This is a genomic window from Pseudomonas sp. W3I7 (assembly GCF_030816095.1).
GTDB lineage: Bacteria > Pseudomonadota > Gammaproteobacteria > Pseudomonadales > Pseudomonadaceae > Aquipseudomonas > Aquipseudomonas salomonii.
This window is the reverse complement of sequence record NZ_JAUSXP010000001.1, coordinates 4,472,177-4,494,598: the sequence shown is the minus strand read 5'-3', so window position 1 is coordinate 4,494,598 and position 22,422 is coordinate 4,472,177. Positions and strand designations below refer to the sequence as shown.

Genomic DNA, 22,422 nt, shown 5'->3' with positions numbered 1-22,422 from the left:
CTTCAAGCAGATTTCGGGATGAGGCGCTCAAACAGCGCCTCCAGGGTATTGAAGCGTTCTTCGGCACGCTCCATCGGCACCATGAATTTGAACAGCGTAGCCCCTTCGAACTTGTAGCGGTTGGGTTGGCCCTGAATCAGTTTGATCAGCACCAATGGGTCCACCGGCGTTTGCGCCTCGAACTCGATGCGCCCACCCTGCGGCCCGGCGTCGACCTTCTTGATGCCCAGCTGTTCGGCCTGCAATTTCAGCAGCGTCAGGCGCACCAGGTTCTTGGTTGGCTCGGGCAGCAGGCCGAAGCGGTCGATCATCTCGACTTGCAGGTCCTTGAGGCCTTCTTCGTCGGTGGCCGAGGCGATGCGCTTGTAGAGAATCAGCCGCGCATGCACGTCGGGCAGGTAGTCTTCGGGAATCAACGCCGGCAAACGCAGGTTGATTTCCGGGCCGCCGCCCAAGGGTTGGTCGAGGTTCGGTTGTTCGCCTTTGCGGATGGCTTTTACCGCGCGTTCGAGCATCTCCATATACAGCGTGAAACCCACCGCCTGGATCTGCCCGCTCTGGCCGTCGCCGAGCAATTCGCCGGCGCCACGGATTTCCAGGTCATTGGTGGCCAGTACAAAGCCGGCACCGAGGTCCTGGGTATTGGCGATCGCTTCCAGGCGCTTTTCGGCATCGGAGGTGATCTGTTGGCGCGGCGGTGTCAGCAGGTAGGCATAAGCCTGGTGGTGGCTACGGCCCACACGGCCACGCAGCTGGTGCAATTGCGCCAGGCCGAACTTGTCGGCGCGCTCGATGATGATGGTGTTGGCGCTCGGCACGTCGATGCCGGTCTCGATGATGGTCGAGGCGATCAGCACGTTGAAGCGCTTGTGGTAGAAGTCGCTCATGACTTGTTCGAGTTCACGTTCGCGCATCTGCCCGTGGCCGATGGCGATGCGCGCTTCCGGCACCAGTTCGGCAAGGTCGGCGGCGCATTTCTCGATGGTCTTCACGTCGTTGTGCAGGTAGTAAACCTGCCCGCCGCGCAGCAGTTCACGCAACAAGGCTTCCTTGACCGTGCTTTTGTTCTGCTCCATCACAAAGGTGCGCACCGACAACCGCCGTGCGGGTGGGGTGGCAATGATCGACAGGTCGCGCATGCCCGACACGGCCATGTTCAGCGTGCGTGGGATCGGCGTTGCGGTGAGCGTCAGAATGTCGACTTCGCTGCGCAGGGCCTTGAGCTGTTCTTTTTGACGCACACCAAAGCGGTGCTCTTCGTCGATGATCACCAGGCCCAGGTTCTTGATCTTCACGTCGTCCGACAGCAGCTTGTGGGTGCCGATCACGATATCAATCTTGCCCTCGGCCAGATCGGCGATGGCGGCGTTGACTTCCTTGGCGGATTTGAAGCGGCTCATCACTTCCACGCTCACCGGCCAGTCGGCAAAGCGGTCGCGGAAGCTGTTGTAGTGCTGCTGGGCGAGTAGGGTGGTTGGCACCAGAATCGCTACTTGCTTGCCACCGTGCACGGCAATAAAGGCCGCGCGCATGGCCACTTCGGTTTTGCCGAAGCCCACGTCGCCGCACACCAGGCGGTCCATTGGCTTGGGCGCGAGCATGTCGGCGCGCACCGCTTCGATGGTGGTTTGCTGGTCCGGGGTTTCTTCGAAGGCAAAACCGGCGCTGAAGGTGGCGTAGTCGGCTTTCGGGTCGGCGAACGCATAGCCTTCGCGCGCAGCACGGCGGGCATAGATGTCGAGCAACTCGGCGGCCACGTCGCGTACTTGTTCGGCGGCTTTGCGCTTGGCTTTCTGCCAGGTCTCGGAGCCCAGGCGGTGCAACGGCGCCAGCGCGTCGTCGCTGCCGGTATAGCGTGCGATCAGGTGCAGGCTGGCCACTGGCACGTAGAGCTTGGCGCCTTCGGCGTATTCCATGGTGAGGAATTCGGCGGCCTGGTTGTCGATCTCCAGGGTCTGCAGGCCCAGGTAGCGGCCCACGCCATGGTCGATATGCACCACGGGCGCGCCTTCGCGCAGTTCGGTGAGGTTCTTGATCACCGCGTCGTTGTTGGCGTCGGCGCGTTTTTCACGGCGCCGGCGCTGCATCACGCGCTGGCCGAACAACGGGGCTTTCGGCGATCAGTGCCAGGGCCGGGTCGTCCAGCAACAAACCTTCGTCCAGCGGTGCGATGGTGATGGCCAGGCGCTCTTTGCTTTTGACAAAGTCCGGCCAGCTGTCGACGGTTTTCGGGCGCAGCTTCAAGCGTTCCAGCAGCTCCAGCAGCACTTCGCGACGGCCGGCGGATTCGGCGGTAAACAGCACACGGCCTGGGAAGTCGCCAAGGAAATTCGACAGTGCTTCCAGTGGCTGGGTGGCTTTGGCCTGAATCGCCAAGTCCGGCAACGTGCTCGCCGGGAAACGTTCGCGACCACTGCCGGCGTCCATGTCCTGCTGGCTGGCGACCACCCGTGGCCAGTTTTTCAGGCGGGCGAAGCAGTCTTCCACCGGCAGGAACAGTTCGGCGGGCGGCAATAAAGGCCGCGACGGGTCGACGCGGCGCTCTTCGTAGCGGTTGCGCACATCGTTCCAGAAGTTTTCTGCGGCCTGCTCGATGCCCGGCAGCGAGAACACTTGGGTGTCTGCGGGCAGGTAATCGAACAGCGTGGACGTTTCGTCGAAGAACAGCGGCAGGTAGTACTCGATACCGGCCGGGGTAATCCCGCTGCTTAAATCCTGAAAGATCGGGCAGCGGCGGAAGTCGACGTCGAAGCGTTCGCGAAAGCGTGCCTTGAAGCGCGTGACCGCGTCTTTTTGCAGCGGGAATTCCCGCGCCGGCAGCAGCTTGATCGACTCTACTTTGTCGATGGAGCGCTGGTTGTCCGGGTCGAAGGTGCGCAGCGTCTCGATTTCGTCATCGAACAGGTCGATGCGGTAGGGCAGTTTGCTGCCCATCGGGAACAGGTCGATCAACGCACCACGCACCGCAAACTCGCCGTGTTCGTACACGGTGTCGACGCAACGGTAGCCGCTGGCTTCCAGGCGCGTGCGCATCTGCTCCACATCGAGCTTCTGGCCGACGTCCAGCACCAGGCTGCTGCCGAGCAGAAACTTGGTCGGCGCCAGGCGGTGCAGGGCGGTGGTGATCGGCACCACCAGCACGCCGTGGGCCAGTTCCGGCAGGCGGTAGAGGCTGGCGATGCGCTGGGAGATGATGTCCTGGTGCGGCGAGAACAGGTCGTAGGGCAGGGTTTCCCAGTCGGGGAAATGCAGCACCGGCAAATCGGGGGCGAAGAAGCTCAGCTCCTGCTCCAGCCGCTCGGCACTTTGGCTGTCGGCGGTAAGCAGCAGGGTAAAGCGCTTGGCTGCGCTGGCAGCCTCGGCAATGGCCAGGCTCAGGGCGGCACCGGGCAGGTTGCCCCAGTGCTGTTTACCTGCCGCGGCAGGGAGAAGCGGTAGACGCAGAACGGGCACGGAAGGTTGAGCTCCAAGCGTTGCGACAAAGTCGGTAATTGTAGCGGTCCAAGGTGCCGCCTGTCAGTTGCTGACTGAGCCTATTACGGTTTGCGGGAAATGTAGTGGCTAAGACAAACAATGGCGGGTTTTGACTCAATATGTAGTGCCATTTTGCGTGGATGTTTCGGAGGGTTACGGACAAGTTGGCACAATCGCGGCATGGGCGGCCTGCTGAAACCCCCGTGTTTCCTGGCTTGTAGCGGGGTGGTATTTTTTTGCAAGGGCTTTTTGTTGTGCTCGGCGCATTGCTCAACGGGCAGTCGGACGACATAATGTAGCCCCTTTTTTCTGCCCCTACATGTGGAAGGTTCCCGTGACTCAGAAGCCCGACCAGTGTCTTGGTGAATGGATCGACCGTGAAGCACTCGCTGAAGCGATGATTCCGCTTATCGGTCAGCTGTACCGCAATAACAATGTGGTGAGCTCGATCTATGGCCGCAGCCTGATCAACCAGTCTGTCATCGCGATTCTCAAAGCCCACCGCTTTGCGCGTCACCGTTCCGCCGACGACAGCGAACTCTCCGTCCACGAAACATTCCCACTGCTCAAAGCCATGAGCGAGCTCAAGCTCGGCGCGGCTTCGGTAGACCTGGGCAAGTTGGCTTACAAGTTCCGCAAAGAAGGTGCCGGCCGCAGCGCCGAGCAGTTCGTGCGTGAAGAAATGGCCGACGTGGTTGGCCAGCAAAACGCCGCTGCCCGCAAAGGCACCGACGTGGTGTTGTACGGCTTCGGTCGTATCGGCCGCCTGCTGGCGCGCATCCTGATCGAAAAAACCGGTGGCGGCGACGGCCTGCGCCTGCGTGCCATCGTGGTGCGCAAAGGCGCCGAGAACGACCTGACCAAGCGCGCCAGCCTCTTGCGCCGCGACTCGGTACATGGCCCGTTCAACGGCACCATCGTCATCGACGAAGAAAACAACACCATCACCGCCAACGGTAACCTGATCCAGGTGATCTACGCGAAGAACCCGGCCGAGGTGGATTACACCCAGTACGGCATCAAAGACGCGCTGCTGGTGGACAACACCGGTGTATGGCGTGATGCCGAAGGCCTGGGCCAACACCTGGCCTGCCCGGGTATCGACCGCGTTGTGCTGACTGCGCCTGGCAAGGGCAAGCTCAAGAACATCGTGCACGGTATCAACCACGGCGAAATCACCGCTGACGACAAGATCGTGTCCGCCGCTTCCTGCACCACCAACGCCATCGTGCCGGTGCTGAAGGCTGTGAATGACAAGTTCGGCATTGTTAACGGTCACGTTGAAACGGTTCACTCGTACACCAACGACCAGAACCTGATCGACAACTTCCACAAAGGCGATCGCCGTGGCCGTAGCGCCGCGCTGAACATGGTGATCACCGAGACCGGTGCTGCCACCGCTGCTGCCAAGGCCCTGCCTGAGCTGGCCGGCAAGCTGACCGGTAACGCGATCCGTGTACCGACGCCGAACGTGTCGATGGCGATTCTCAACCTGAACCTTGAGAAAGCCGCCACCCGTGAAGAGATGAACGAGTACCTGCGCTACATGGCGCTGCACTCCGACCTGCACAAGCAGATCGACTTCGTTAACTCGCAGGAAGTGGTTTCCACTGACTTCGTAGGCTCGCGCCACGCCGGTGTGGTGGACGCTGAAGCGACCATTACCCAGGACAACCGCGTTGTACTGTACGTGTGGTACGACAACGAGTTCGGCTACAGCTGCCAGGTGGTTCGTGTGATGGAAGACATGGCCGGGGTCAACCCGCCTGCGTTCCCGCGCTAAGCCTTTGCGCTAAATGAAAAAGCCCCGACTGGTTCGGGGCTTTTTTGTGTCTGTTGGTTTTGTGGTGAATGTCAGGGCCTCATCGCAGGCAAGCCAGCTCCCACATTTGAATTGTCAACACAGTCAAATGTGGGCGCTGGCTTGCCTACGATAGCGGACTATCAGGCACTACCCACCACCGAAGCCTGCGCCGTGCGCAATTCATGCCGATTGCCTTTAAACAGCACCAGCGTCGCAATCAACCCCAACACCGCCGCACCACTCAGCCAAATCCCCGGCGCCGCTTTGTTATCCAGCACATGGATCAGATAAGTACAGGCCGCCGGCGTAAACCCACCAAAGGTCGCCGTCGCCAGGCTATAAGCCAGCGAAAACCCGGTGGTGCGCACTTCAATCGGCATGATCTCGGTAAGCGCCACCACCATCGCCCCGTTGTACGAGCCATACAGGAACGACAACCACAACAGCACGATCAGCAGATGGCTGAAGCTCGGATTCGCCACCAGCCACGACAGCGCCGGATACGCCGTAAGAATCGCCAGAATCGTCGCCCCCAGCAGTAAGGGTTTACGTCCGATCTTGTCGGACACCGCGCCCATCACCGGCAGCCAGATGAAGTTGGAAATGCCCACGCACACCGTCACCAGCAATGCATCGAAGTCGGACAGGTGCAGTTCGGCCTTACCGAAGGTCGGGGTGTAGGCGGTGATCAGGTAGAACGACACGGTGGTCATCACCACCAGCGCCATGCCGGCAATGACAATGCCGAAGTTCTGGCCGATCGAGCGCACGATTTCCTGCAGGGTAGGGCGGTGTTTGCGCGCCTGGAACTCAGGGGTTTCTTCCAGCGAGCGGCGAATCACGAAGATCACCGGCACAATCAGGCAGCCGATCAGGAACGGTACGCGCCAGCCCCAGTCGCCCATCTCTTCGGGGCTGAGCCAGTGGTTGAGGCCCACGCCGAGCAAACCGGCGAACACCACCGCAGCCTGCTGGCTGGCGGACTGCCAACTGACAAAAAAGCCTTTGCGGCGCGGCGTGGCGATTTCCGCCAGGTACACCGACACACCGCCCAGCTCGACGCCGGCGGAGAAGCCTTGCAGCAAGCGGCCAAACAGCACCAGCAACGGTGCCGCAACGCCCAGGGTGGCGTAGCCGGGCACACAGGCAATCAGGATGGTGCCCGCAGCCATCAAGGCCAGGGTGATGACCAGACCCTTTTTACGGCCGTGGCGGTCGATGTAGGCGCCGAGGAAGATTGCGCCCAGTGGCCGCATCAGGAAGCCGGCGCCGAAGGTCGCAAGCGACAGCATCAGCGAGGCAAAGGCGCTATCGCTGGGGAAGAAGGTTTTGGCAATGGCCGTGGCGTAGAAGCCATAGACCATGAAGTCGAACATCTCGAGGAAGTTGCCGCTGACAACGCGAAAAATCGCCTTGCCCTTGCCCGTGGTAGTGGACATGTCATGCACTCATTTTGGCTATCTTATTAATGATCCCTGGTCATCATTCGTCCTTGCTGCAGTTTTGTAACCATATGTGTATTAGCCACTACCGGCAATAAAAATTGATAGCAAGCTGACTAAATGCGCGAAGGTCATTGGTGCTGGAGATCACTGTGGGAGCTGGCTTGCCTGCGATAGCGGTGTGCCAGCCAGCAAATGAATGGCTGACCCACCGCTATCGCAGGCAAGCCAGCTCCCACATGGAGTTTTTGGGGTTTTTGAGAGGGGTGGTTAATTCAGGAGGGAATTGCGCAGGCTGTCCGACAGGCCTTTCGGTGCCAGCCAGATACCGAGGTAGGCTTTTGCCAATGCCTCGTCACGGCTGCTGAACACCACCTGCTCATTGATCTCCAGGTTCAGCCCACGCCCAGGGCGAAAATCCAGGGCATAACGATCGCCCGTGCGGATGTTGCGGAAGCTGGCGTGCAGTGGGTCCAGCTCTGGCTTCAGGCGGGCGAGGGTTGCAGCGGATTGCTGGCGTTCGAGGGTGGCCGTAGCGGCCTTGATCACATCATTGCGGTCGATGTCGCGAAAGTAATACAGCGCCAGGCGCACCTCGTTTCGCTGGGTCCAGGCCTGTTTGGCGCTGACGTCTGCCGGGGCATACAGCGCGGCCGCGTACACATCCGCCCAGAGATACACCAGCACCGCCTGGTTTTTCAGCGCCAGTTCATGAGACTGCGCCGGGAAGCCAGCCTGTTTGAGCCGGTCCGCCTCATTGGCATGCGCCGCAAACGAAAAAATCATCATTAAACACAAAACCACATGCCGCATAATGGCCCCGCCTGCGAAGGTGCGTGTCAGCAGTGTAATGCCAGTTTGCAGTTCCTGTAGTTAAGGCAAGACTGGCCTACGACGCGACCAAGGGTTAATGTGCGCGGCGTTGAGCCTTATATAGACTGTGCCCCGGCTCACACACTTGAGCCAAAAATTTCCTTCATGCCCGCTGGCCGCGGCATGATTTAGCCAGGCGTCCAACCGTACGCCTGGCCTGTTCTGAGGAGTACGCATGGCTGTCTACAACTACGACGTAGTGGTACTGGGTTCCGGCCCGGCTGGAGAAGGTGCGGCAATGAACGCCGCCAAAGCGGGGCGCAAGGTGGCGATGGTCGATAGCCGTCGCCAGGTCGGCGGTAACTGCACCCACCTGGGTACCATCCCGTCCAAGGCCTTGCGTCACTCGGTGCGCCAGATCATGCAGTTCAACACCAACCCGATGTTCCGGGCCATTGGTGAGCCACGCTGGTTCTCGTTCCCGGACGTATTGAAAAGCGCTGAAAAAGTTATCTCCAAACAAGTCGCTTCGCGTACCGGCTACTACGCCCGTAACCGCGTCGACCTGTTTTTCGGCACCGGCAGTTTTGCCGACGAGCAAACCGTCGAAGTGGTCTGCGCCAACGGCGTGGTCGAAAAACTGGTGGCCAAGCACATCATCATCGCCACCGGTTCGCGCCCGTATCGCCCGGCCGATATCGATTTCAACCACCCGCGTATCTACGATAGCGACACCATCCTGAGCCTGGGCCACACCCCGCGCAAATTGATCATCTATGGCGCCGGCGTGATCGGCTGTGAATACGCCTCGATCTTCAGCGGCCTGGGCGTGTTGGTGGAACTGGTCGACAACCGCGACCAGTTGCTGAGCTTCCTCGACTCGGAAATCTCCCAGGCGTTGAGCTACCACTTCAGCAACAACAACATCACCGTGCGCCACAACGAAGAGTACGAGCGGGTCGAAGGCCTGGACAACGGGGTGATTCTGCACCTCAAGTCCGGCAAGAAGATCAAGGCCGACGCCTTGCTGTGGTGCAACGGCCGTACCGGCAACACCGACAAGCTGGGCATGGAAAATATCGGGGTCAAGGTCAACAGCCGTGGCCAGATCGAAGTGGACGAGAACTATCGCACCTGCGTGCCGAACATCTACGGTGCCGGTGACGTGATCGGCTGGCCGAGCCTGGCCAGTGCGGCCCATGACCAGGGCCGTTCGGCCGCCGGCAGCATTGTCGACAATGGCAGCTGGCGCTACGTGAACGACGTGCCGACCGGGATCTACACGATTCCCGAGATCAGCTCGATCGGCAAGAACGAACACGAACTGACTAAGGCCAAGGTGCCTTACGAAGTCGGCAAGGCGTTCTTCAAGAGCATGGCGCGTGCGCAGATCGCCGGTGAGCCGCAAGGCATGCTGAAGATTCTGTTCCACCGTGAAACCCTTGAGGTTCTCGGCGTGCATTGCTTCGGCTACCAGGCCTCGGAGATCGTGCACATCGGCCAGGCGATCATGAGCCAGCCAGGTGAGCAAAATACCCTCAAGTATTTTGTAAACACCACGTTCAACTACCCGACCATGGCCGAAGCCTATCGGGTAGCGGCCTACGACGGCCTCAACCGGCTTTTTTGAGCGGCTCCGGCCGGTGGCCTGAGCCGGCCGGGGAGACCGATTTCAGTAATTCTCGAGGGTGGCAGTGGCCAAACCGGGAAAGTCTGTAATCAGGCTATCTACGCCGAAGTCGGCGAGCCTGCGCATCAGCGCAGGTTCGTTGACCGTCCACACGGACACGTGCAAACCCTGGCGCTGGGCTTTTTCCAGACGCTCGGGGGTGCACAGCGTCCAGTTCAATGCCAGGTATTCACAGCCGTAGTTCTGCGCGACCTTCAACGGGTCTAGCCAGGCGTATTCGGCCACCAGACCGCGTGACAGGTCCGGGGTGAGTTCCACCGCTGCTTTTAATACTTCCCGCGAACTTGAAGTGACGGTGACCTTGTCCATCAGGCCATGCCGCACCGCCATCTCGCGGATCGCCAACACAGTGGTCGCGGCGCGGGTGCGGGAGGCGCTTTTGACTTCCAGCTGCCAGTGATCGAAGTCGCACTGTTCGAACAGTTCTTCCAGGCGCGGAATCGGGCACGGTTTGACCCAGCCTGGGCCACCTTTGCGCGCGTCCATCTTCGTAAGGTCCGCCGCCGAATACTCGACGACTTTGCCGCGCCGGTCGGCGGTGCGCTTGAGGGTCGGGTCGTGGATCACCATCAACTCGCCGTCCATGGACAGGTGCAAGTCCAGTTCGCAACGGCGTACACCGTGCTTGAGGCACTCCTGAAAGCTGGTCAGGGTGTTTTCCGGTGCTTCGCCTTTGGCACCGCGGTGGCCGTAAATCAGGGTCACAGTTGCTCCTTTGCGCCAGATAGCCTGGCGTAGTCAATACGTATTCAGAGATCGTCGCTTTGTTCCCGCGCCAGACGGCGTTCCTGGGCCTGTTTCTGCAGGATATAGCGCGCCAGCAACTGGCGTTGGGCGTCGGTCATGGATTCGAACTCCGTGCCCACGTCAAAACCATCGCCCTTGGGGTCGCAATGCGTCACGCGTGCGCGCAGCAGCAGGCCGAGCGCCTGGGGCATCAGCACCAGTTTGACCGCCAGATGCGCGCCGGGCGCCAGGGGCGTGGGGTGCTGGAAGTCGATGCCGCCTTCGGAGATGATCACCGGCTGCGGCGCGCCGACCTCGTCCAGCAGACCACGGGCCATGATCTGGCTGAGCAGATCCACGCGTTTGTTCTGGACTTTGAGGAAGGCCGCCAGGCTGCGATCTTTCTCGCTGATCTGGCGCAGCAGGTGCTGGGCTTCGAATTCGCTGAGGTGCAGTTCGCTGAGCAGATTGAACAGCGGGGAATCATCCAGCAACACTTCCTTGCTCGCCGCTTCCGGGTCAGACAGCGTGCTGATTTGAAGTGCGATCATGTCGTCGATACGGTAGTATTCGCGGCGTTCTTCTTCATCTAATGTCGACATGGCGAACCCAAAGTAGCGGTAATGGTCTGAGTGTAAAGCTGCTTACCTGACCCCGCCACCGGGACGTCTTCTTTTCCTCCGAACAAGCCCCGACATGTTCAGACCTCTCTTCGTATTTATCGGCACGCGTTATACCCGTGCAAAGCGCCGCAATCATTTTGTGTCGTTCATTTCCCTTACCTCGATGATCGGGCTCGCCTTGGGCGTGGTCGTGATGATCGTGGTGCTGTCGGTGATGAATGGCTTCGATCATGAGATGCGCACCCGCGTGCTGGGCATGGTGCCCCACGCGACCATCGAGTCCGATGAACCCATCAACGACTGGCAAAGCCTGGCCGCCAAGGTCAAGCAGAACCCCAAGGTGGTGGCCGTTGCGCCTTTTACTCAGATGCAGGGCCTGCTGACCAACGACGGCAAGGTGCAGAAGATCCTGCTCAATGGCGTTGACCCGGCCCAGGAACGTAACGTGTCGATCATCGACAAGTTCATGTTGCAGGGCAAACTCGACGACCTGGCGCCCGGCAGCTTCGGCATTGTGATCGGCGACAAGGCCGCGGCCAAGCTCGGCGTAGGCATCGGCGACAAGCTGACCTTCGTCGCGCCGGAAGTCACCGTGACCCCGGCGGGCATGTTCCCGCGCATGAAGCGCTTTACCGTGGTCGGCACCTTCCACGTCGGCGCCGGCGAAATCGACGGCTACCTGGGGCTCACCAACCTCACCGACCTGGCGCGCCTGCATCGCTGGCAGCCGGATCAGGTGCAGGGCCTGCGCCTGAAGTTCAACGACCTGTTCGACGCACCGCGCGGCGCCTGGGAAATCGCCCAGCACTTGGGCGACTCGCAGTACTACGCCCGTGACTGGACCCGCACCCACGGCAACCTCTACCAGGCCATCCGCATGGAAAAAGCCATGATCGGCCTGCTGTTGCTGCTGATCGTCGCCGTGGCCGCGTTCAACATCATTTCCACCCTGGTAATGGTAGTGAATGACAAGAAGGGCGATATCGCCATCCTGCGTACCCTTGGTGCCACGCCGGGGCAGATCATGGCGATCTTCATGGTGCAAGGCACCGTGATCGGCGTGGTCGGTACCTTGATCGGCACCGCCGTCGGCATTCTGGCCGCGCTGAACGTCAGCGCCGCCATCGCCGCGCTGGAAAAAGTCATCGGCCACAAGTTTCTCAACGCCGACGTCTACTTCATCGACTACTTGCCGTCCCAGGTTCAGGCCCAGGACGTGTTGATGGTGGGCGGCGCCGCGTTGCTATTGAGTTTCCTTGCCACCCTGTATCCAGCCTGGCGCGCGGCACGCACCCAGCCAGCACAGGCCTTACGTTATGAGTGAATCGGGCATGAGTGAAAAAGCTATTTTGAGCTGCCGCAACCTGGGCAAATCCTACGAGGAAGGCCCGGAATCGGTGGTGGTGTTGTCCAACCTGCAGCTGGAACTGCACCCGGGCGAGCGCGTGGCGATCGTCGGCAGTTCCGGTTCCGGCAAAAGTACCTTGCTTAACCTGTTGGGCGGCCTGGATACACCTTCCGAGGGCAGCGTGTGGCTGGCCGGTGAAGAACTGTCGGCACTCGGTGAAAAAGCCCGTGGCCAACTGCGCAACCGTTCGCTCGGTTTTGTGTACCAGTTCCACCATCTGCTGCCGGAATTCACCGCACTGGAAAACGTGTGCATGCCGCTGCTGATCGGCAAGACCGCGATCCCCGAAGCCCGCCAGCGCGCCAAGGCACTGCTGGAGCGCGTCGGCCTCGGCCATCGCCTGGAGCACAAACCGGCTGAACTGTCCGGCGGCGAGCGCCAGCGTGTGGCCATTGCCCGTGCCCTGGTGAACAACCCCGGCCTGGTGATGCTCGATGAGCCGACCGGCAACCTCGACTCGCACACCGCGCAAGGCATCAAGGACTTGATGCTGGAGTTGAGCACCCAGATGCGCACCGCGTTCCTGGTGGTGACCCATGACATGAGCATGGCCCGCCAGATGGACCGCGTGTTGCACCTGCAGGAAGGTCATCTGGTCGCCATCTGACCCGTTTCAAGCCTGGCTTTTTAAAGCCGGGCTTTTTCATTTTTTTAAACGGTGCCCGCGAATGTTCAGACCGTTATCGATTTTTATCGGCACGCGCTATACCCGCGCCAAGCGCCGCAACCGTTTTGTCTCGTTTATCTCGATGACCTCGATGATCGGCCTCGCTCTGGGCGTATTGGCGATGATCGTGGTGCTGTCGGTGATGAACGGCTTTCAGCGTGAAATGAGCACGCGCATTCTCGGCATGGTGCCCCACGCCACCATCGTCGGTGTAAACCCGATTGACAACTGGCAGCCCGTGGCCGCCGCCGCGCTGAAGAACCCCGAGGTCACGGCTGCGGTGCCATTCACACAGATGGACGGCATGTTCTCCTACAAGGGCGCGATGCAGCCGATCGAGATCATTGGCGTTGACCCGGCCCAGGAAGGCAAGGTGTCGATCGTGGCCCAGCATATCGTGCGCGGCAAACTCGAAGACCTCAAAGCCGGCGAGTTCGGCGTAGTGATCGGCGACATCACCGCACGGCGCTTCCGCCTGAACGTCGGTGACAAGCTGACCCTGATCGTGCCGGAAATCAGCACGGCCGCACCGGGTGGCATCACCCCGCGCATGCAGCGCTTGAACGTGGTCGGTATCTTCAAGGTCGGCGCCGAGCTGGATGGCTCCATGGCCCTGATCAACATGGCCGACGCCGCCGAGATCCAGCATTGGCAGCCGAACCAGGTGCAAAGCGTGCGCCTGGCGGTGAAGGATTTGTACGCCGCGCCCAAGGTTTCGGCGGACATCGCCGCGAGCCTCGGCGCCGGCTACAAGCCGGATGACTGGACCCACACCCAGGGCAGCCTGTTCAGCGCCATGAAGATGGAAAAGACCATGATCGGCCTGCTGTTGCTGATGATCGTCGCCGTCGCTGCATTCAACATCATCGCCACGCTGATCATGGTGGTGAACGACAAAGGCGCGGACATCGCGATTTTGCGCACCATCGGCGCCACGCCACGGCAGATCATGGCGATCTTCATGGTGCAGGGCACGGTGATTGGTATCGTCGGCACCTTGATCGGCGGCGTGCTGGGTGTGATTGCGGCGCTGAACGTGAGTGAACTGGTGGGCTGGCTGGAGCGCGTGACCGGGCAGCATATCTTCAGTTCGGACGTGTACTTCGTCAGCAACCTGCCTTCCGAGCTGCAAGGTGGTGATGTGCTGCTGATTTGTACGGCGGGGTTTGTGTTGAGCTTTATGGCGACGATTTACCCGGCGTATCGGGCGGCGAAGATTGAGCCGGCGCATGCATTGAGATATTCGTAAACTTTAAGACCGCTATCGCAGGCAAGCCAGCTCCCACCTTTTGATGTGTGAATACATTCGAATGTGGGAGCTGGCTTGCCTGCGATAGGGCCGGCCCAGCTTGCATCAATCCCCCCTGGGCAACTCAATCACAAACCGCGTCCACCCAGCTTCAGATTCACAATAAATCCTCCCACCATGCGCCCGCACAATCGACTGGGTAATCGCCAACCCCAGCCCCGCATGCTCACTGCTGCCTTCACGGCGCGCCGGGTCTGCCCGATAGAACCGATCAAACAATTTAGGTAATAAAGCCGCTGGAATACCTTCCCCGGTATTAGCGACAGTCAGCGTCACAGCCTGTGCGCTTTCCATAATCCGCACCCGTACCTCGCCACCCACCGGGGTAAACCGCAGCGCGTTATCCAGCAGGTTCGACACGGCCCGGCGCAACATGCCGCGATCGCCCGCCGTTCGGGCCGTGCCCTCGCACACCAGATTAACCTGCGCGTCTTCGGCCAACAGCGCAAAAAACTCCAGCAACGCCTCCACTTCATCGTGCAGCGCCAGCGCTTCGCGCTTGGGCATCAGCAGGCCATGGTCGGCTTTGGCCAGGTACAACATGTCATTCACCAACTGCGCCATCCACTGCAACTCCTCCAGGTTGCTGTGCAGCGCCTCGCGATAGTCCTCCAGCGGGCGCGGCTGGGTGAGGATCACCTGGGTGTGGGTCAGCAGGTTCGACAGGGGCGTGCGCAGTTCATGGGCGATATCGGCGGAGAAGGCCGAAAGGCGCTGAAACGCATCGTCGAGCCGCCCCAGCATCGCGTTAAACGCCTGGGCGAGTTCGGCCAACTCCACCGGCATGTGCGCCTGGGGCAAGCGTTGGGTCAGGGAGTGGGCCGACACGCCGGCCGCCACTTCACTCATGCGCCGCAACGGCCGCAGCCCGCTGCGCGCAGCCCACGCACCGAGCAGCGCGGTGGCCAGGGCGGACAAGCCGACCGTGAGCCAGATCAACCGCTGCATGCGTTGCAGAAAGTGCTGGTGGTGCGTGATGTCGAGGATCAGCGACAGTTGCGGCGAACCGGGTTGGCCCGCCAGCAACGGCGCGTTGTAGACGCGGTAGTCGGTGCCGGCGTTTTGCAGGCTGTGCAGGCCGGGCGCCGCGGGCAGCGTGACGCTCGGCGCGCCATCAAACCAGCGTTGGCTGGCGGCGCTGATGCGCAAGGCGAGGTCCGGCTGGCGGCTGAGTTCGGCACGCAGTTGCGCTTCTCGCTGAGTAAAGGCCGCCAGTGAGTCGACACCCTGCAAGGTGCTGCGCAGCGCGATCAGTTTGCCGTCGAGCTGCTGCTGGTCCAGTTCGATAAAGTGCGCTTCGCTGGCCTGGTTAAACAACACGCCAGCGATGAGCGAGACCACCGCTGTGCAGCCGGCAAACAACAATGCCAGACGGCTGGCCAGGGACAGGCGCGCAATCAATTGCACCGTTCCTCCAGCACATAGCCCATGCCGCGCACGGTGTGGATCAGCTTGGTGGGGAAGTTGTCGTCGACTTTAAGGCGCAAGCGGCGGATCGCCACTTCGATGATATTGGTGTCGCTGTCGAAATTCATGTCCCACACCTGGGAGGCAATCAGGCTCTTGGGCAGCACTTCACCCTGGCGGCGCAGCAGCAGTTCGAGCAAGGCGAACTCCTTGGCGGTGAGGTCGATGCGCTGGCCGTCGCGCTCGACGCGGCGGCGGATCAGGTCCAGGCGCAGGTCGGCCAGTTGCAGCGCGGTTTCCTGCGGCGTGCTGCTGCCACGGCGCAACAGGCTGCGCACCCGCGCCAGCAGTTCGGAAAAGGCGAAAGGCTTGACCAGGTAGTCGTCGGCGCCCAGCTCCAGGCCATGCACGCGGTCTTCCACGGCGTCGCGGGCGGTGAGGAACAACACCGGGATTTCCAGGCCGGCACTGCGCACGGCGTGCAGGATTTGCCAGCCGTCGCGGCCGGGCAGCATCACGTCGAGGATCAGCAGGTCGTAATCGCCGGTCAATGCCAAGTGCTGCCCGCTCGTGCCGTCGGCCACCAACTCGGTGGTAAAGCCAGCCTCGGTCAGGCCCTGGCGCAGGTAGTGGCCGGTTTTCGGTTGGTCTTCAACGATCAGCAGTTTCATGGGCAACTCTTGGCAACAGGTGACGATGGGCTTTATACCGTGGGTGGCAGCCTCAGGGCGCAACCTGACAAAGTTGTAATCTAGCAGTCAGCTGGCTGGCAGCAGGGCCATCTTAAAGTGCTGACCAAGCTGGACACACTTTTTTGGAGAAGCGTCATGGCGTTGCGTACACCTTTGTTTATGGCGGGCTGTTTGTTGGCATTGAGCGTTAATGCAATGGCCGATGAGGCCCACACCTATGCGTTTGGCCACCCGGCACCGGCTGATAAAGCCACGCGCACGGTGGAAGTGACCTTGCAGGACATTTCCTTTTCGCCCAAGGCTCTGGACGTAAAGGCCGGTGAGACGGTGCGCTTTGTGCTGGTCAACAAAGGCCAGTTGCTGCACGAGTTCAACCTGGGCGATGCGGCAATGCACGCCGAACACCAGAAAGAAATGCTCAAGATGCAGGCCAGCGGCATGCTCACGGCCACCGGCATGGGCAAGATGGACCACGCCGCCATGGGGCATGGCGATATGGGCGAGATGGGCGGCATGAAGCATGACGATCCCAACAGTGTGCTGGTGGAGCCGGGCAAGACCGCCGAGCTGACCTGGACCTTCACCAAAGCCACCGGTCTTGAGTTTGCCTGCAATATTGCGGGGCATTATCAGGCGGGCATGGTCGGCAAACTGACCGTTGAGTGAGGCGATTCTTAAGGGCGGGAGCAAAGGCTGGTAGACTGGCGCGGTTTATTTAGCCAGGTTTCCGCCATGCATCCCGCAGCCGAACATTCGCCGCTGGGCAAGTCCAGTGAATACATCTCTACCTACACACCTTCGTTGCTGTTCCCTATCCCTCGCGCGGCCAAATGGGCCGAGCTGGGCCTGACTGCCGAAACGCTGCCTTATAAAGGCGTGGATTTCTGGAACTGCTTTGAACTGTCGTGGTTGCTGCCCTCCGGCAAGCCGGTGGTGGCCATCGGTGAGTTCAGCATCCCGGCCGAGTCGCCGAACATCATCGAGTCCAAGTCGTTCAAGCTGTACCTCAACTCGCTGAACCAGACCGCGTTTGCCGACACGCAAAGCCTGGAAGCCACCTTGCGCACCGACCTCAGCGCCGCCGCCGGCTTGCCTGTGAGTGTGCGCATCCGCAGCCTGGCCGAGATTGAGGCCCAAGGCGTGATGGCGTTGCCGGGGGCGTGCATTGACGACCTGGACATCAGCGTCAGCAACTACGAACACCCGCGCCCGGAACTGCTGCGGTGCGATGACTCGCGCACAGTTGAGGAGAGCGTGCACAGCCACCTGCTCAAATCCAACTGCCCGGTCACCAGCCAGCCGGATTGGGGCAGCGTGGTGGTGGACTACCGTGGTCACGCGCTGGATCACGCCAGTTTGCTGGAATATATCGTGAGCTTCCGCCAGCACTCGGACTTTCATGAGCAGTGCGTGGAGCGCATCTTTCTGGACTTGCAGCGGTTGCTCAAGCCGGAGAAATTGACGGTGTATGCGCGTTATGTGCGGCGCGGTGGGTTGGATATCAACCCGTATCGCAGCACCGAGAATGTGCAGTTCCAGAACGTGCGGCTTGCACGTCAGTGAAACGGGTAAACCGTGATGGATGCGATGGCGCAAAGGTTTCTTTGCGCCATACCTTCATCGACACCCGCTTGGTGAGGATGAAGTACTTTTACTGTCAGTATTGAATTTGTTGAGGTGGAAGGGCGTTGTCGTCACGGATTACGTCGAGCCGATCTTTCGACCTTTCTCCGGGGATGTCCTTGCCTGGCTCGCCATGTGCTGACTCAGCAATTTCCCTCGGGAATGTGTCCAGACCTGGGACGCCACTTGGTGATTGCGGGGTAGCTGGGCTTATTGCGCTCATTGTAGGAAAAACCTCATGAATTTAATGAGAAGAGGATTCTTCTCGCAGCCTGGGTGGCCAATTCACTCGGCTTGGTTCCGTCGCCTGGAAAAATTCCTGCAATAACGGGCGTGTACGTTGGCGTCGCAAACTAATGCGGCCGCAAAGTTGTGCATCGGTCCGATAGCCATGAAAGCCAAATAAAAAATCCGATGCCAGTGGGGTCATCGGATTTTTTGCAAATAGGGCTTTTGTTATCAGATCCCGATATTGCCCAGGGTCACCACAATATTGCGCAAGGTCCCGGCGATGCCTGGGTGGTCCAGCTCGAAGCGTTCCACCGCCAGGTTCACACCATCGGCAATGCTTGGGTCCTGGATCGCGCCTTCCAGCGGTTCCTTAACTTCCAGTTCGGCAATCAATGTTTCCAGCTCGTCGCGTTTCTCCGCCGACATCAGCGGGTCGCTATTCAATTGCTCGCGCAATTCTCTGACTTGGTCTTTCAGCTGTTCGCGGGCAGGCATGACGTTCTTCCTTTTATCGATAGGCACTGGCATAGACCGCGGCTCGCCGTGAAAGGTCTACGGGCTGACCTTTAGATTAATCCACCGGCGCCTTGAGTGCATGATCTCTATCAGGGCTTCTCGCCTTTAAGCTGGCGCAGGCTGATATCCGCCAGGCACGTGCCCAGCTCGCCAAGGTGATCAATCACCGAATGCACGCCCAAGCCATACAACGCCACCGTGGCTTTGCCGCGCTTGTGTTCGCGTTGCTGCTCGGTCAGCGCCAGCCATTGTTCCGGCGACAGGCCGCACAGCGAGCCGCAGGACGCCAGGCCGATGGTCCACAACCCGGCATTGAGGCCCGATTGCAGCAAACGCGGCTCGCCGCTGACCAGCACACAGCCTTCGAGGCGTTGGATATTCAGTTCCATCAAGGCTTGCCAGCAAGCGTGCGGCGCCGGCCAGCGGATCGAGGAGGGTGGCGTGGCTTTGAGCCAAGAAGGCAGGGCAGCCGCCAGCGGGGTGGTGACCGAGGCGGGCAGTTCATCCACCCAGGCGCAGGGCACGCCCTGGTCCTTGAGGCTGCGCAGAATCTTCAGCGCGCCGGGGGTGGCCTGGGAGTCGGGGCAGGGCGAGTCGGTGCGGGCCTGGGAACCGAAATCCACTAGGCAGCCACTCAGGCCAAACAGCACGGCAGTCAAGGTGGGGGCGCTGGCTACGGCAATTTCGGCGTGAGGCATTTCGACTTCCCTGAAATAACTTCCTTGAAATAACTATCCTGAAACAGCGACGACGCTATCCGAGCTGCATGACAAGCGGATGACACTGACCTGTTTGTAGGAATTTTGTGCATTTTGCGTATGTCGATTCCTCGTTACTGCCTAAATCCACCCATCCGTCATATACTGACAGTCTTATTCAGGGCATAGCGCCCATGACAGACCATTCAAGGAGCCAAAGCTATGCGCTGGAGCCAGTACTTCGCTCAGCTATCTGTGTGTGCAACCATCCTGCTCGCCCCGTTCGCGGCCCAGGCTGCGTCCGAAGACGATCCATGGGAAAGCGTCAACCGCCCGATCTTCACCTTCAACGATACCGTTGATACCTACGCCCTCAAGCCGATTGCCCAGGGTTATCAGTTTGTAACCCCGCAATTTGTGCAAGACGGCGTCCACAACTTCTTCCGCAACATCGGCGATGTCGGCAACCTGGCCAACAACGTGCTGCAGCTCAAGCCGCACGCCGCCGGTGTAGACACCGCGCGCCTGTTGATGAACACCACCTTCGGCGTGCTCGGCTTTGTTGATGTCGGCACCAAAATGGGGCTGCAACGCAGCGATGAAGACTTCGGCCAGACCCTCGGCTACTGGGGCGTCGGCAGCGGTCCTTACGTGATGCTGCCGCTGCTGGGCCCAAGCACCCTGCGTGATGCGCCGTCCAAATACGTCGACAGCTACACCCAACCGTACCGTTACATGAACGATATCGGCTGGCGCAACAGCACCTTCGGCCTGAACATCGTTGATACCCGTGCCAGCCTGCTCGACAGCGAGAAGCTGATCACTGGCGACAAGTACACCTTTATCCGTAACGCTTACCTGCAGAACCGTGAGTTCAAGGTAAAAGACGGCAAGGTCGTCGACGACTTTTAAGCCGTGACGTTTTGAAATGAAAAAAAGGCGACCTCTATAGGTCGCCTTTTTTGTGCGCGTTTTTCAACGCATTTTCAGGATCCTGAGGCCCAGGTGCTGGCGCTCGCCTTCGCTTTTGGCCCACACCACTTCGGTGTCCGCTTCCAGGCCCGCGAGGGCGGCGTGCTCCGACTCGATGCGCACGGTCAGTTGGTCTCCCACCTGAAACTGGCGAGGGGCCTTAACCTGCATGCCGGAGCTGGAAAGGTCCACGCAAACCCCGGCAATCTCTTGCCCGGCGTGGATCAGCGCCACATGGGCATCCACGCGCATGCGGATGAAATCGCGTTTTTCGTCGTAGCCGCGCTCATGTTCGCTCACGGGTTCCATCCTTACTTTGTGTTGTGGTGGTGACTGTTCTTATAACTCTCGGTGATTTGCGGTGTAAAGACGCCCGGCGACCATCGGCATGAGCTTGAAACCCCTGACGGATGGGAGTACCGTCTGCGCCTTAGAAGGGCACCTCTGCTTTACCATTGTGCATGGGAGAAATCCCAATGCTTTGTAGGACAGAGAGGCTAGAAAGCGAATCCAGTACGTGAGCCCGGCCATTGCCGAGCCGCCTACGCCAACCTAATTCTGGCGCCGTTTGCCCACATGCAAAAAACCAGTGCCACGCTGCTGATAATCGATGACGACGAAGTAGTGCGCGCGAGCCTTGCGGCCTATTTGGAAGACAGTGGCTTCAGCGTCCTGCAGGCCAGCAATGGCCAACAGGGTCTACAGGTGTTCGAGCGCGACAAGCCCGACCTCGTGATCTGCGACCTGCGCATGCCCCAGATGGGCGGCCTTGAGCTGATTCGCCAGGTAACCGAGCGTGCGCCGCAGACGCCAGTGATTGTTGTGTCCGGTGCCGGCGTGATGAACGATGCTGTCGAGGCCCTGCGTCTGGGCGCTGCCGACTACCTGATCAAGCCCCTGGAAGACCTGGCGGTGCTGGAGCACTCGGTGCGCCGCGCGCTGGACCGTGCTCGCCTGCTGCTGGAAAACCAGCGCTATCGCGAAAAGCTCGAAACCGCCAACCGCGAACTCGAAGCCAGCCTCAATCTGCTCCAGGAAGACCAGAACGCCGGTCGCCAGGTGCAGATGAACATGTTGCCGGTGAGCCCGTGGACCATCGACGAATTCAATTTTGCGCACCAGATCATCCCGTCGCTGTACCTGTCGGGTGATTTCGTCGACTACTTCCGCGTCGATGAGCGACGTGTGGCGTTCTACCTGGCCGACGTGTCCGGCCACGGCGCCTCTTCTGCTTTTGTGACCGTGTTGTTGAAGTTCATGACCACACGGCTGTTGTTCGAATCCAAGCGCAATGGCACCTTGCCGGAGTTCACGCCCTCCCAGGTGCTCGGCCACATCAACCGGGGCCTGATCAGCTGCAAGCTGGGCAAGCACGTGACGATGGTCGGCGGCGTTATTGATGAAGAAACCGGTCTTTTGACCTACAGCATCGGCGGTCACCTGCCGATGCCGGTTTTATACACTCCCGACAGTGTGCGTTACCTGGAAGGCCGTGGTCTGCCGGTGGGCTTGTTTAACGAAGCCACCTACGAAGACCACATCCTGGAACTGCCGCCGACGTTCAGCCTTACGCTGATGTCCGACGGCATCCTGGACCTGCTTCCAGAGCCTACACTCAAAGAGAAAGAAGCCGCCTTGCCCCAAAAGGTCAAGTCGGCGGGCGGCAGCCTGGATGGTCTGCGGCAGGTTTTTGGATTGGCCACGCTAGGGGAGATGCCGGATGATATCGCCCTATTGGTGTTGAGCAGGAATCTTTGATGAGTACCGGAAGAATCCAATTCGCCGAGCAAGACGGGACCTTCGTCCTGAAGTTTGTGGGTGAAGTGCGCCTGACCTTGTGTTCGGCGCTGGATGCGACGATTGAGCGGATCTTCACCGCGCTGAACTTCTCAGCGATCGTGATCGATCTGACCGAAACCCGCAGCATCGATAGCACCACCCTTGGCTTGCTGGCCAAGTTGTCCATTCTGTCTCGGCAGAAGGTCGGCCTGTTGCCGACCGTCGTCACCACCCACGAAGACATCACCCGGCTGTTGCAGTCCATGGGCTTTGATCAAGTGTTCAACATCGTTGACCGCCCGATCCCGTGCCCCGAATGCCTGACCGACCTGCCTTCGCAAGACCAGTCCGAGGAAATCGTACGGGTCAAGGTGCTGGAAGCGCACAAGATCCTGATGGGCCTGAACGAGTCCAACCGCGAAGCCTTCCACGACCTGGTCAACGCGCTGGAACGCCACTAGGCCCCAGACTTGAAACCCAATCCAAATGTGGGAGCTGGCTTGCCTGCGATAGCGGTGTGTCAGCCACCTATTCATTACTGACCCACC

The 22,422-nt window shown here is 60.2% G+C and carries 19 protein-coding genes and 1 pseudogene; 10 read left to right on the top strand and 10 right to left on the bottom strand.

All coding sequences use genetic code 11. The annotated features are described in order from the left end of the window. Positions 1-2: 2 nt before the first annotated feature. Positions 3-3,453: pseudogene (mfd, locus tag QF043_RS20715) on the bottom strand (transcription-repair coupling factor). Positions 3,454-3,793: 340 nt separating this feature from the next. On the opposite strand from mfd, the gene QF043_RS20710 reads away from it, so the two are divergent. Next, a complete protein-coding gene (locus tag QF043_RS20710) occupies positions 3,794-5,257 on the top strand; it encodes a glyceraldehyde-3-phosphate dehydrogenase (protein ID WP_017137429.1) in 1,464 nt (487 codons plus the stop codon). Between the two features lie 161 nt (positions 5,258-5,418). Here the strand turns inward: QF043_RS20710 and QF043_RS20705 are convergent, their stop codons facing one another. Both QF043_RS20705 and QF043_RS20700 read right to left on the bottom strand, forming a co-directional pair. Continuing rightward, positions 5,419-6,717 carry an MFS transporter gene (locus QF043_RS20705; protein WP_307420006.1) on the bottom strand — a complete coding sequence of 433 codons (1,299 nt, stop codon included), beginning with the start codon at positions 6,715-6,717 and terminating at the stop codon, positions 5,419-5,421. Between the two features lie 273 nt (positions 6,718-6,990). Continuing rightward, positions 6,991-7,533: a chalcone isomerase family protein gene (locus QF043_RS20700; RefSeq protein ID WP_307420005.1), complete on the bottom strand. Its 543-nt coding sequence runs from the start codon at positions 7,531-7,533 to the stop codon at positions 6,991-6,993. Positions 7,534-7,768: 235 nt separating this feature from the next. Between QF043_RS20700 and sthA the strand changes: the two genes are divergently transcribed. Next, complete coding sequence (gene sthA / locus QF043_RS20695) at positions 7,769-9,163, top strand: Si-specific NAD(P)(+) transhydrogenase (RefSeq protein WP_307420004.1); 1,395 nt, start codon at positions 7,769-7,771, stop codon at positions 9,161-9,163. Positions 9,164-9,205: 42 nt separating this feature from the next. Here the strand turns inward: sthA and QF043_RS20690 are convergent, their stop codons facing one another. Both QF043_RS20690 and QF043_RS20685 read right to left on the bottom strand, forming a co-directional pair. Then, positions 9,206-9,928 (bottom strand): glycerophosphodiester phosphodiesterase, encoded by a 723-nt coding sequence (locus QF043_RS20690; RefSeq protein ID WP_305458619.1) that lies wholly within the window; start codon positions 9,926-9,928, stop codon positions 9,206-9,208. A 44-nt stretch (positions 9,929-9,972) separates the two neighbouring features. Next, complete coding sequence (locus QF043_RS20685) at positions 9,973-10,551, bottom strand: PilZ domain-containing protein (RefSeq protein ID WP_307420003.1); 579 nt, start codon at positions 10,549-10,551, stop codon at positions 9,973-9,975. A gap of 94 nt (positions 10,552-10,645) precedes the next feature. Between QF043_RS20685 and QF043_RS20680 the strand changes: the two genes are divergently transcribed. The 3 genes from QF043_RS20680 to QF043_RS20670 all read left to right on the top strand — a co-directional run bounded on the left by QF043_RS20680 (position 10,646) and on the right by QF043_RS20670 (position 13,896). Then, on the top strand, positions 10,646-11,896 hold the full coding sequence (locus tag QF043_RS20680) for a lipoprotein-releasing ABC transporter permease subunit (protein ID WP_017137435.1): 1,251 nt from the start codon (positions 10,646-10,648) through the stop codon (positions 11,894-11,896). Positions 11,897-11,903: 7 nt separating this feature from the next. Beyond that, positions 11,904-12,587 carry a lipoprotein-releasing ABC transporter ATP-binding protein LolD gene (gene lolD, locus QF043_RS20675; protein ID WP_020372695.1) on the top strand — a complete coding sequence of 228 codons (684 nt, stop codon included), beginning with the start codon at positions 11,904-11,906 and terminating at the stop codon, positions 12,585-12,587. 61 nt (positions 12,588-12,648) lie between these two features. Next, a complete protein-coding gene (locus tag QF043_RS20670) occupies positions 12,649-13,896 on the top strand; it encodes a lipoprotein-releasing ABC transporter permease subunit (protein WP_307420002.1) in 1,248 nt (415 codons plus the stop codon). A 105-nt stretch (positions 13,897-14,001) separates the two neighbouring features. Here the strand turns inward: QF043_RS20670 and QF043_RS20665 are convergent, their stop codons facing one another. Further along, positions 14,002-15,357, bottom strand: coding sequence for a heavy metal sensor histidine kinase (locus QF043_RS20665; RefSeq protein ID WP_307421458.1), 1,356 nt, complete (start codon positions 15,355-15,357; stop codon positions 14,002-14,004). Further along, positions 15,354-16,034, bottom strand: coding sequence for a heavy metal response regulator transcription factor (locus tag QF043_RS20660; RefSeq protein WP_058419626.1), 681 nt, complete (start codon positions 16,032-16,034; stop codon positions 15,354-15,356). Before QF043_RS20660 ends, QF043_RS20665 begins: the two co-directional genes overlap by 4 nt. Positions 16,035-16,190: 156 nt before the next feature. Here QF043_RS20660 and QF043_RS20655 point away from each other — a divergent pair, with 156 nt between their 5' ends. Further along, complete coding sequence (locus tag QF043_RS20655; protein WP_307420001.1) at positions 16,191-16,721, top strand: cupredoxin family protein; 531 nt, start codon at positions 16,191-16,193, stop codon at positions 16,719-16,721. Positions 16,722-16,787: 66 nt separating this feature from the next. Continuing rightward, the gene (gene queF / locus QF043_RS20650) at positions 16,788-17,618 is read left to right on the top strand and encodes an NADPH-dependent 7-cyano-7-deazaguanine reductase QueF (RefSeq protein ID WP_307420000.1); all 831 of its coding nucleotides are present in this window, start codon (positions 16,788-16,790) and stop codon (positions 17,616-17,618) included. 519 nt (positions 17,619-18,137) lie between these two features. On the opposite strand, the gene QF043_RS20645 is transcribed toward queF, so the two are convergent. After that, positions 18,138-18,404, bottom strand: coding sequence for a DUF4404 family protein (locus QF043_RS20645; RefSeq protein ID WP_307419999.1), 267 nt, complete (start codon positions 18,402-18,404; stop codon positions 18,138-18,140). A gap of 110 nt (positions 18,405-18,514) precedes the next feature. Next, positions 18,515-19,123: an HAD family phosphatase gene (locus QF043_RS20640; protein ID WP_307419998.1), complete on the bottom strand. Its 609-nt coding sequence runs from the start codon at positions 19,121-19,123 to the stop codon at positions 18,515-18,517. 222 nt (positions 19,124-19,345) lie between these two features. Between QF043_RS20640 and QF043_RS20635 the strand changes: the two genes are divergently transcribed. After that, positions 19,346-20,035, top strand: a complete 690-nt coding sequence (locus QF043_RS20635; RefSeq protein WP_236373658.1) for a VacJ family lipoprotein — start codon at positions 19,346-19,348, stop codon at positions 20,033-20,035. 63 nt (positions 20,036-20,098) lie between these two features. On the opposite strand, the gene QF043_RS20630 is transcribed toward QF043_RS20635, so the two are convergent. Then, entirely contained in the window at positions 20,099-20,395 is a 297-nt protein-coding gene (locus tag QF043_RS20630) for a PilZ domain-containing protein (protein WP_307419997.1), read from the bottom strand. Positions 20,396-20,671: 276 nt separating this feature from the next. Here QF043_RS20630 and rssB point away from each other — a divergent pair, with 276 nt between their 5' ends. Together rssB and rssC are read left to right on the top strand one after the other, a co-directional pair. After that, entirely contained in the window at positions 20,672-21,853 is a 1,182-nt protein-coding gene (rssB, locus tag QF043_RS20625) for a two-component system response regulator RssB (RefSeq protein ID WP_069788603.1), read from the top strand. Then, positions 21,853-22,335 (top strand): anti-sigma factor antagonist RssC, encoded by a 483-nt coding sequence (gene rssC, locus QF043_RS20620; protein ID WP_010212025.1) that lies wholly within the window; start codon positions 21,853-21,855, stop codon positions 22,333-22,335. Before rssB ends, rssC begins: the two co-directional genes overlap by 1 nt. Positions 22,336-22,422: the final 87 nt, after the last annotated feature.

Excerpts from the sequence above, each read along its gene's own strand:
- QF043_RS20710 (WP_017137429.1), top strand. The coding sequence starts at position 3,794 with ATGTGGAAGGTTCCCGTGACTCAGAAGCCCGACCAGTGTCTTGGTGAA.
- QF043_RS20705 (WP_307420006.1), bottom strand. The coding sequence starts at position 6,717 with ATGTCCACTACCACGGGCAAGGGCAAGGCGATTTTTCGCGTTGTCAGC.
- QF043_RS20700 (WP_307420005.1), bottom strand. The coding sequence starts at position 7,533 with ATGCGGCATGTGGTTTTGTGTTTAATGATGATTTTTTCGTTTGCGGCG.
- sthA (WP_307420004.1), top strand. The coding sequence starts at position 7,769 with ATGGCTGTCTACAACTACGACGTAGTGGTACTGGGTTCCGGCCCGGCT.
- QF043_RS20685 (WP_307420003.1), bottom strand. The coding sequence starts at position 10,551 with ATGTCGACATTAGATGAAGAAGAACGCCGCGAATACTACCGTATCGAC.
- QF043_RS20680 (WP_017137435.1), top strand. The coding sequence starts at position 10,646 with ATGTTCAGACCTCTCTTCGTATTTATCGGCACGCGTTATACCCGTGCA.
- lolD (WP_020372695.1), top strand. The coding sequence starts at position 11,904 with ATGAGTGAAAAAGCTATTTTGAGCTGCCGCAACCTGGGCAAATCCTAC.
- QF043_RS20670 (WP_307420002.1), top strand. The coding sequence starts at position 12,649 with ATGTTCAGACCGTTATCGATTTTTATCGGCACGCGCTATACCCGCGCC.
- QF043_RS20660 (WP_058419626.1), bottom strand. The coding sequence starts at position 16,034 with ATGAAACTGCTGATCGTTGAAGACCAACCGAAAACCGGCCACTACCTG.
- QF043_RS20655 (WP_307420001.1), top strand. The coding sequence starts at position 16,191 with ATGGCGTTGCGTACACCTTTGTTTATGGCGGGCTGTTTGTTGGCATTG.
- queF (WP_307420000.1), top strand. The coding sequence starts at position 16,788 with ATGCATCCCGCAGCCGAACATTCGCCGCTGGGCAAGTCCAGTGAATAC.
- QF043_RS20645 (WP_307419999.1), bottom strand. The coding sequence starts at position 18,404 with ATGCCTGCCCGCGAACAGCTGAAAGACCAAGTCAGAGAATTGCGCGAG.
- QF043_RS20640 (WP_307419998.1), bottom strand. The coding sequence starts at position 19,123 with ATGCCTCACGCCGAAATTGCCGTAGCCAGCGCCCCCACCTTGACTGCC.
- QF043_RS20635 (WP_236373658.1), top strand. The coding sequence starts at position 19,346 with ATGCGCTGGAGCCAGTACTTCGCTCAGCTATCTGTGTGTGCAACCATC.
- rssB (WP_069788603.1), top strand. The coding sequence starts at position 20,672 with ATGCAAAAAACCAGTGCCACGCTGCTGATAATCGATGACGACGAAGTA.
- rssC (WP_010212025.1), top strand. The coding sequence starts at position 21,853 with ATGAGTACCGGAAGAATCCAATTCGCCGAGCAAGACGGGACCTTCGTC.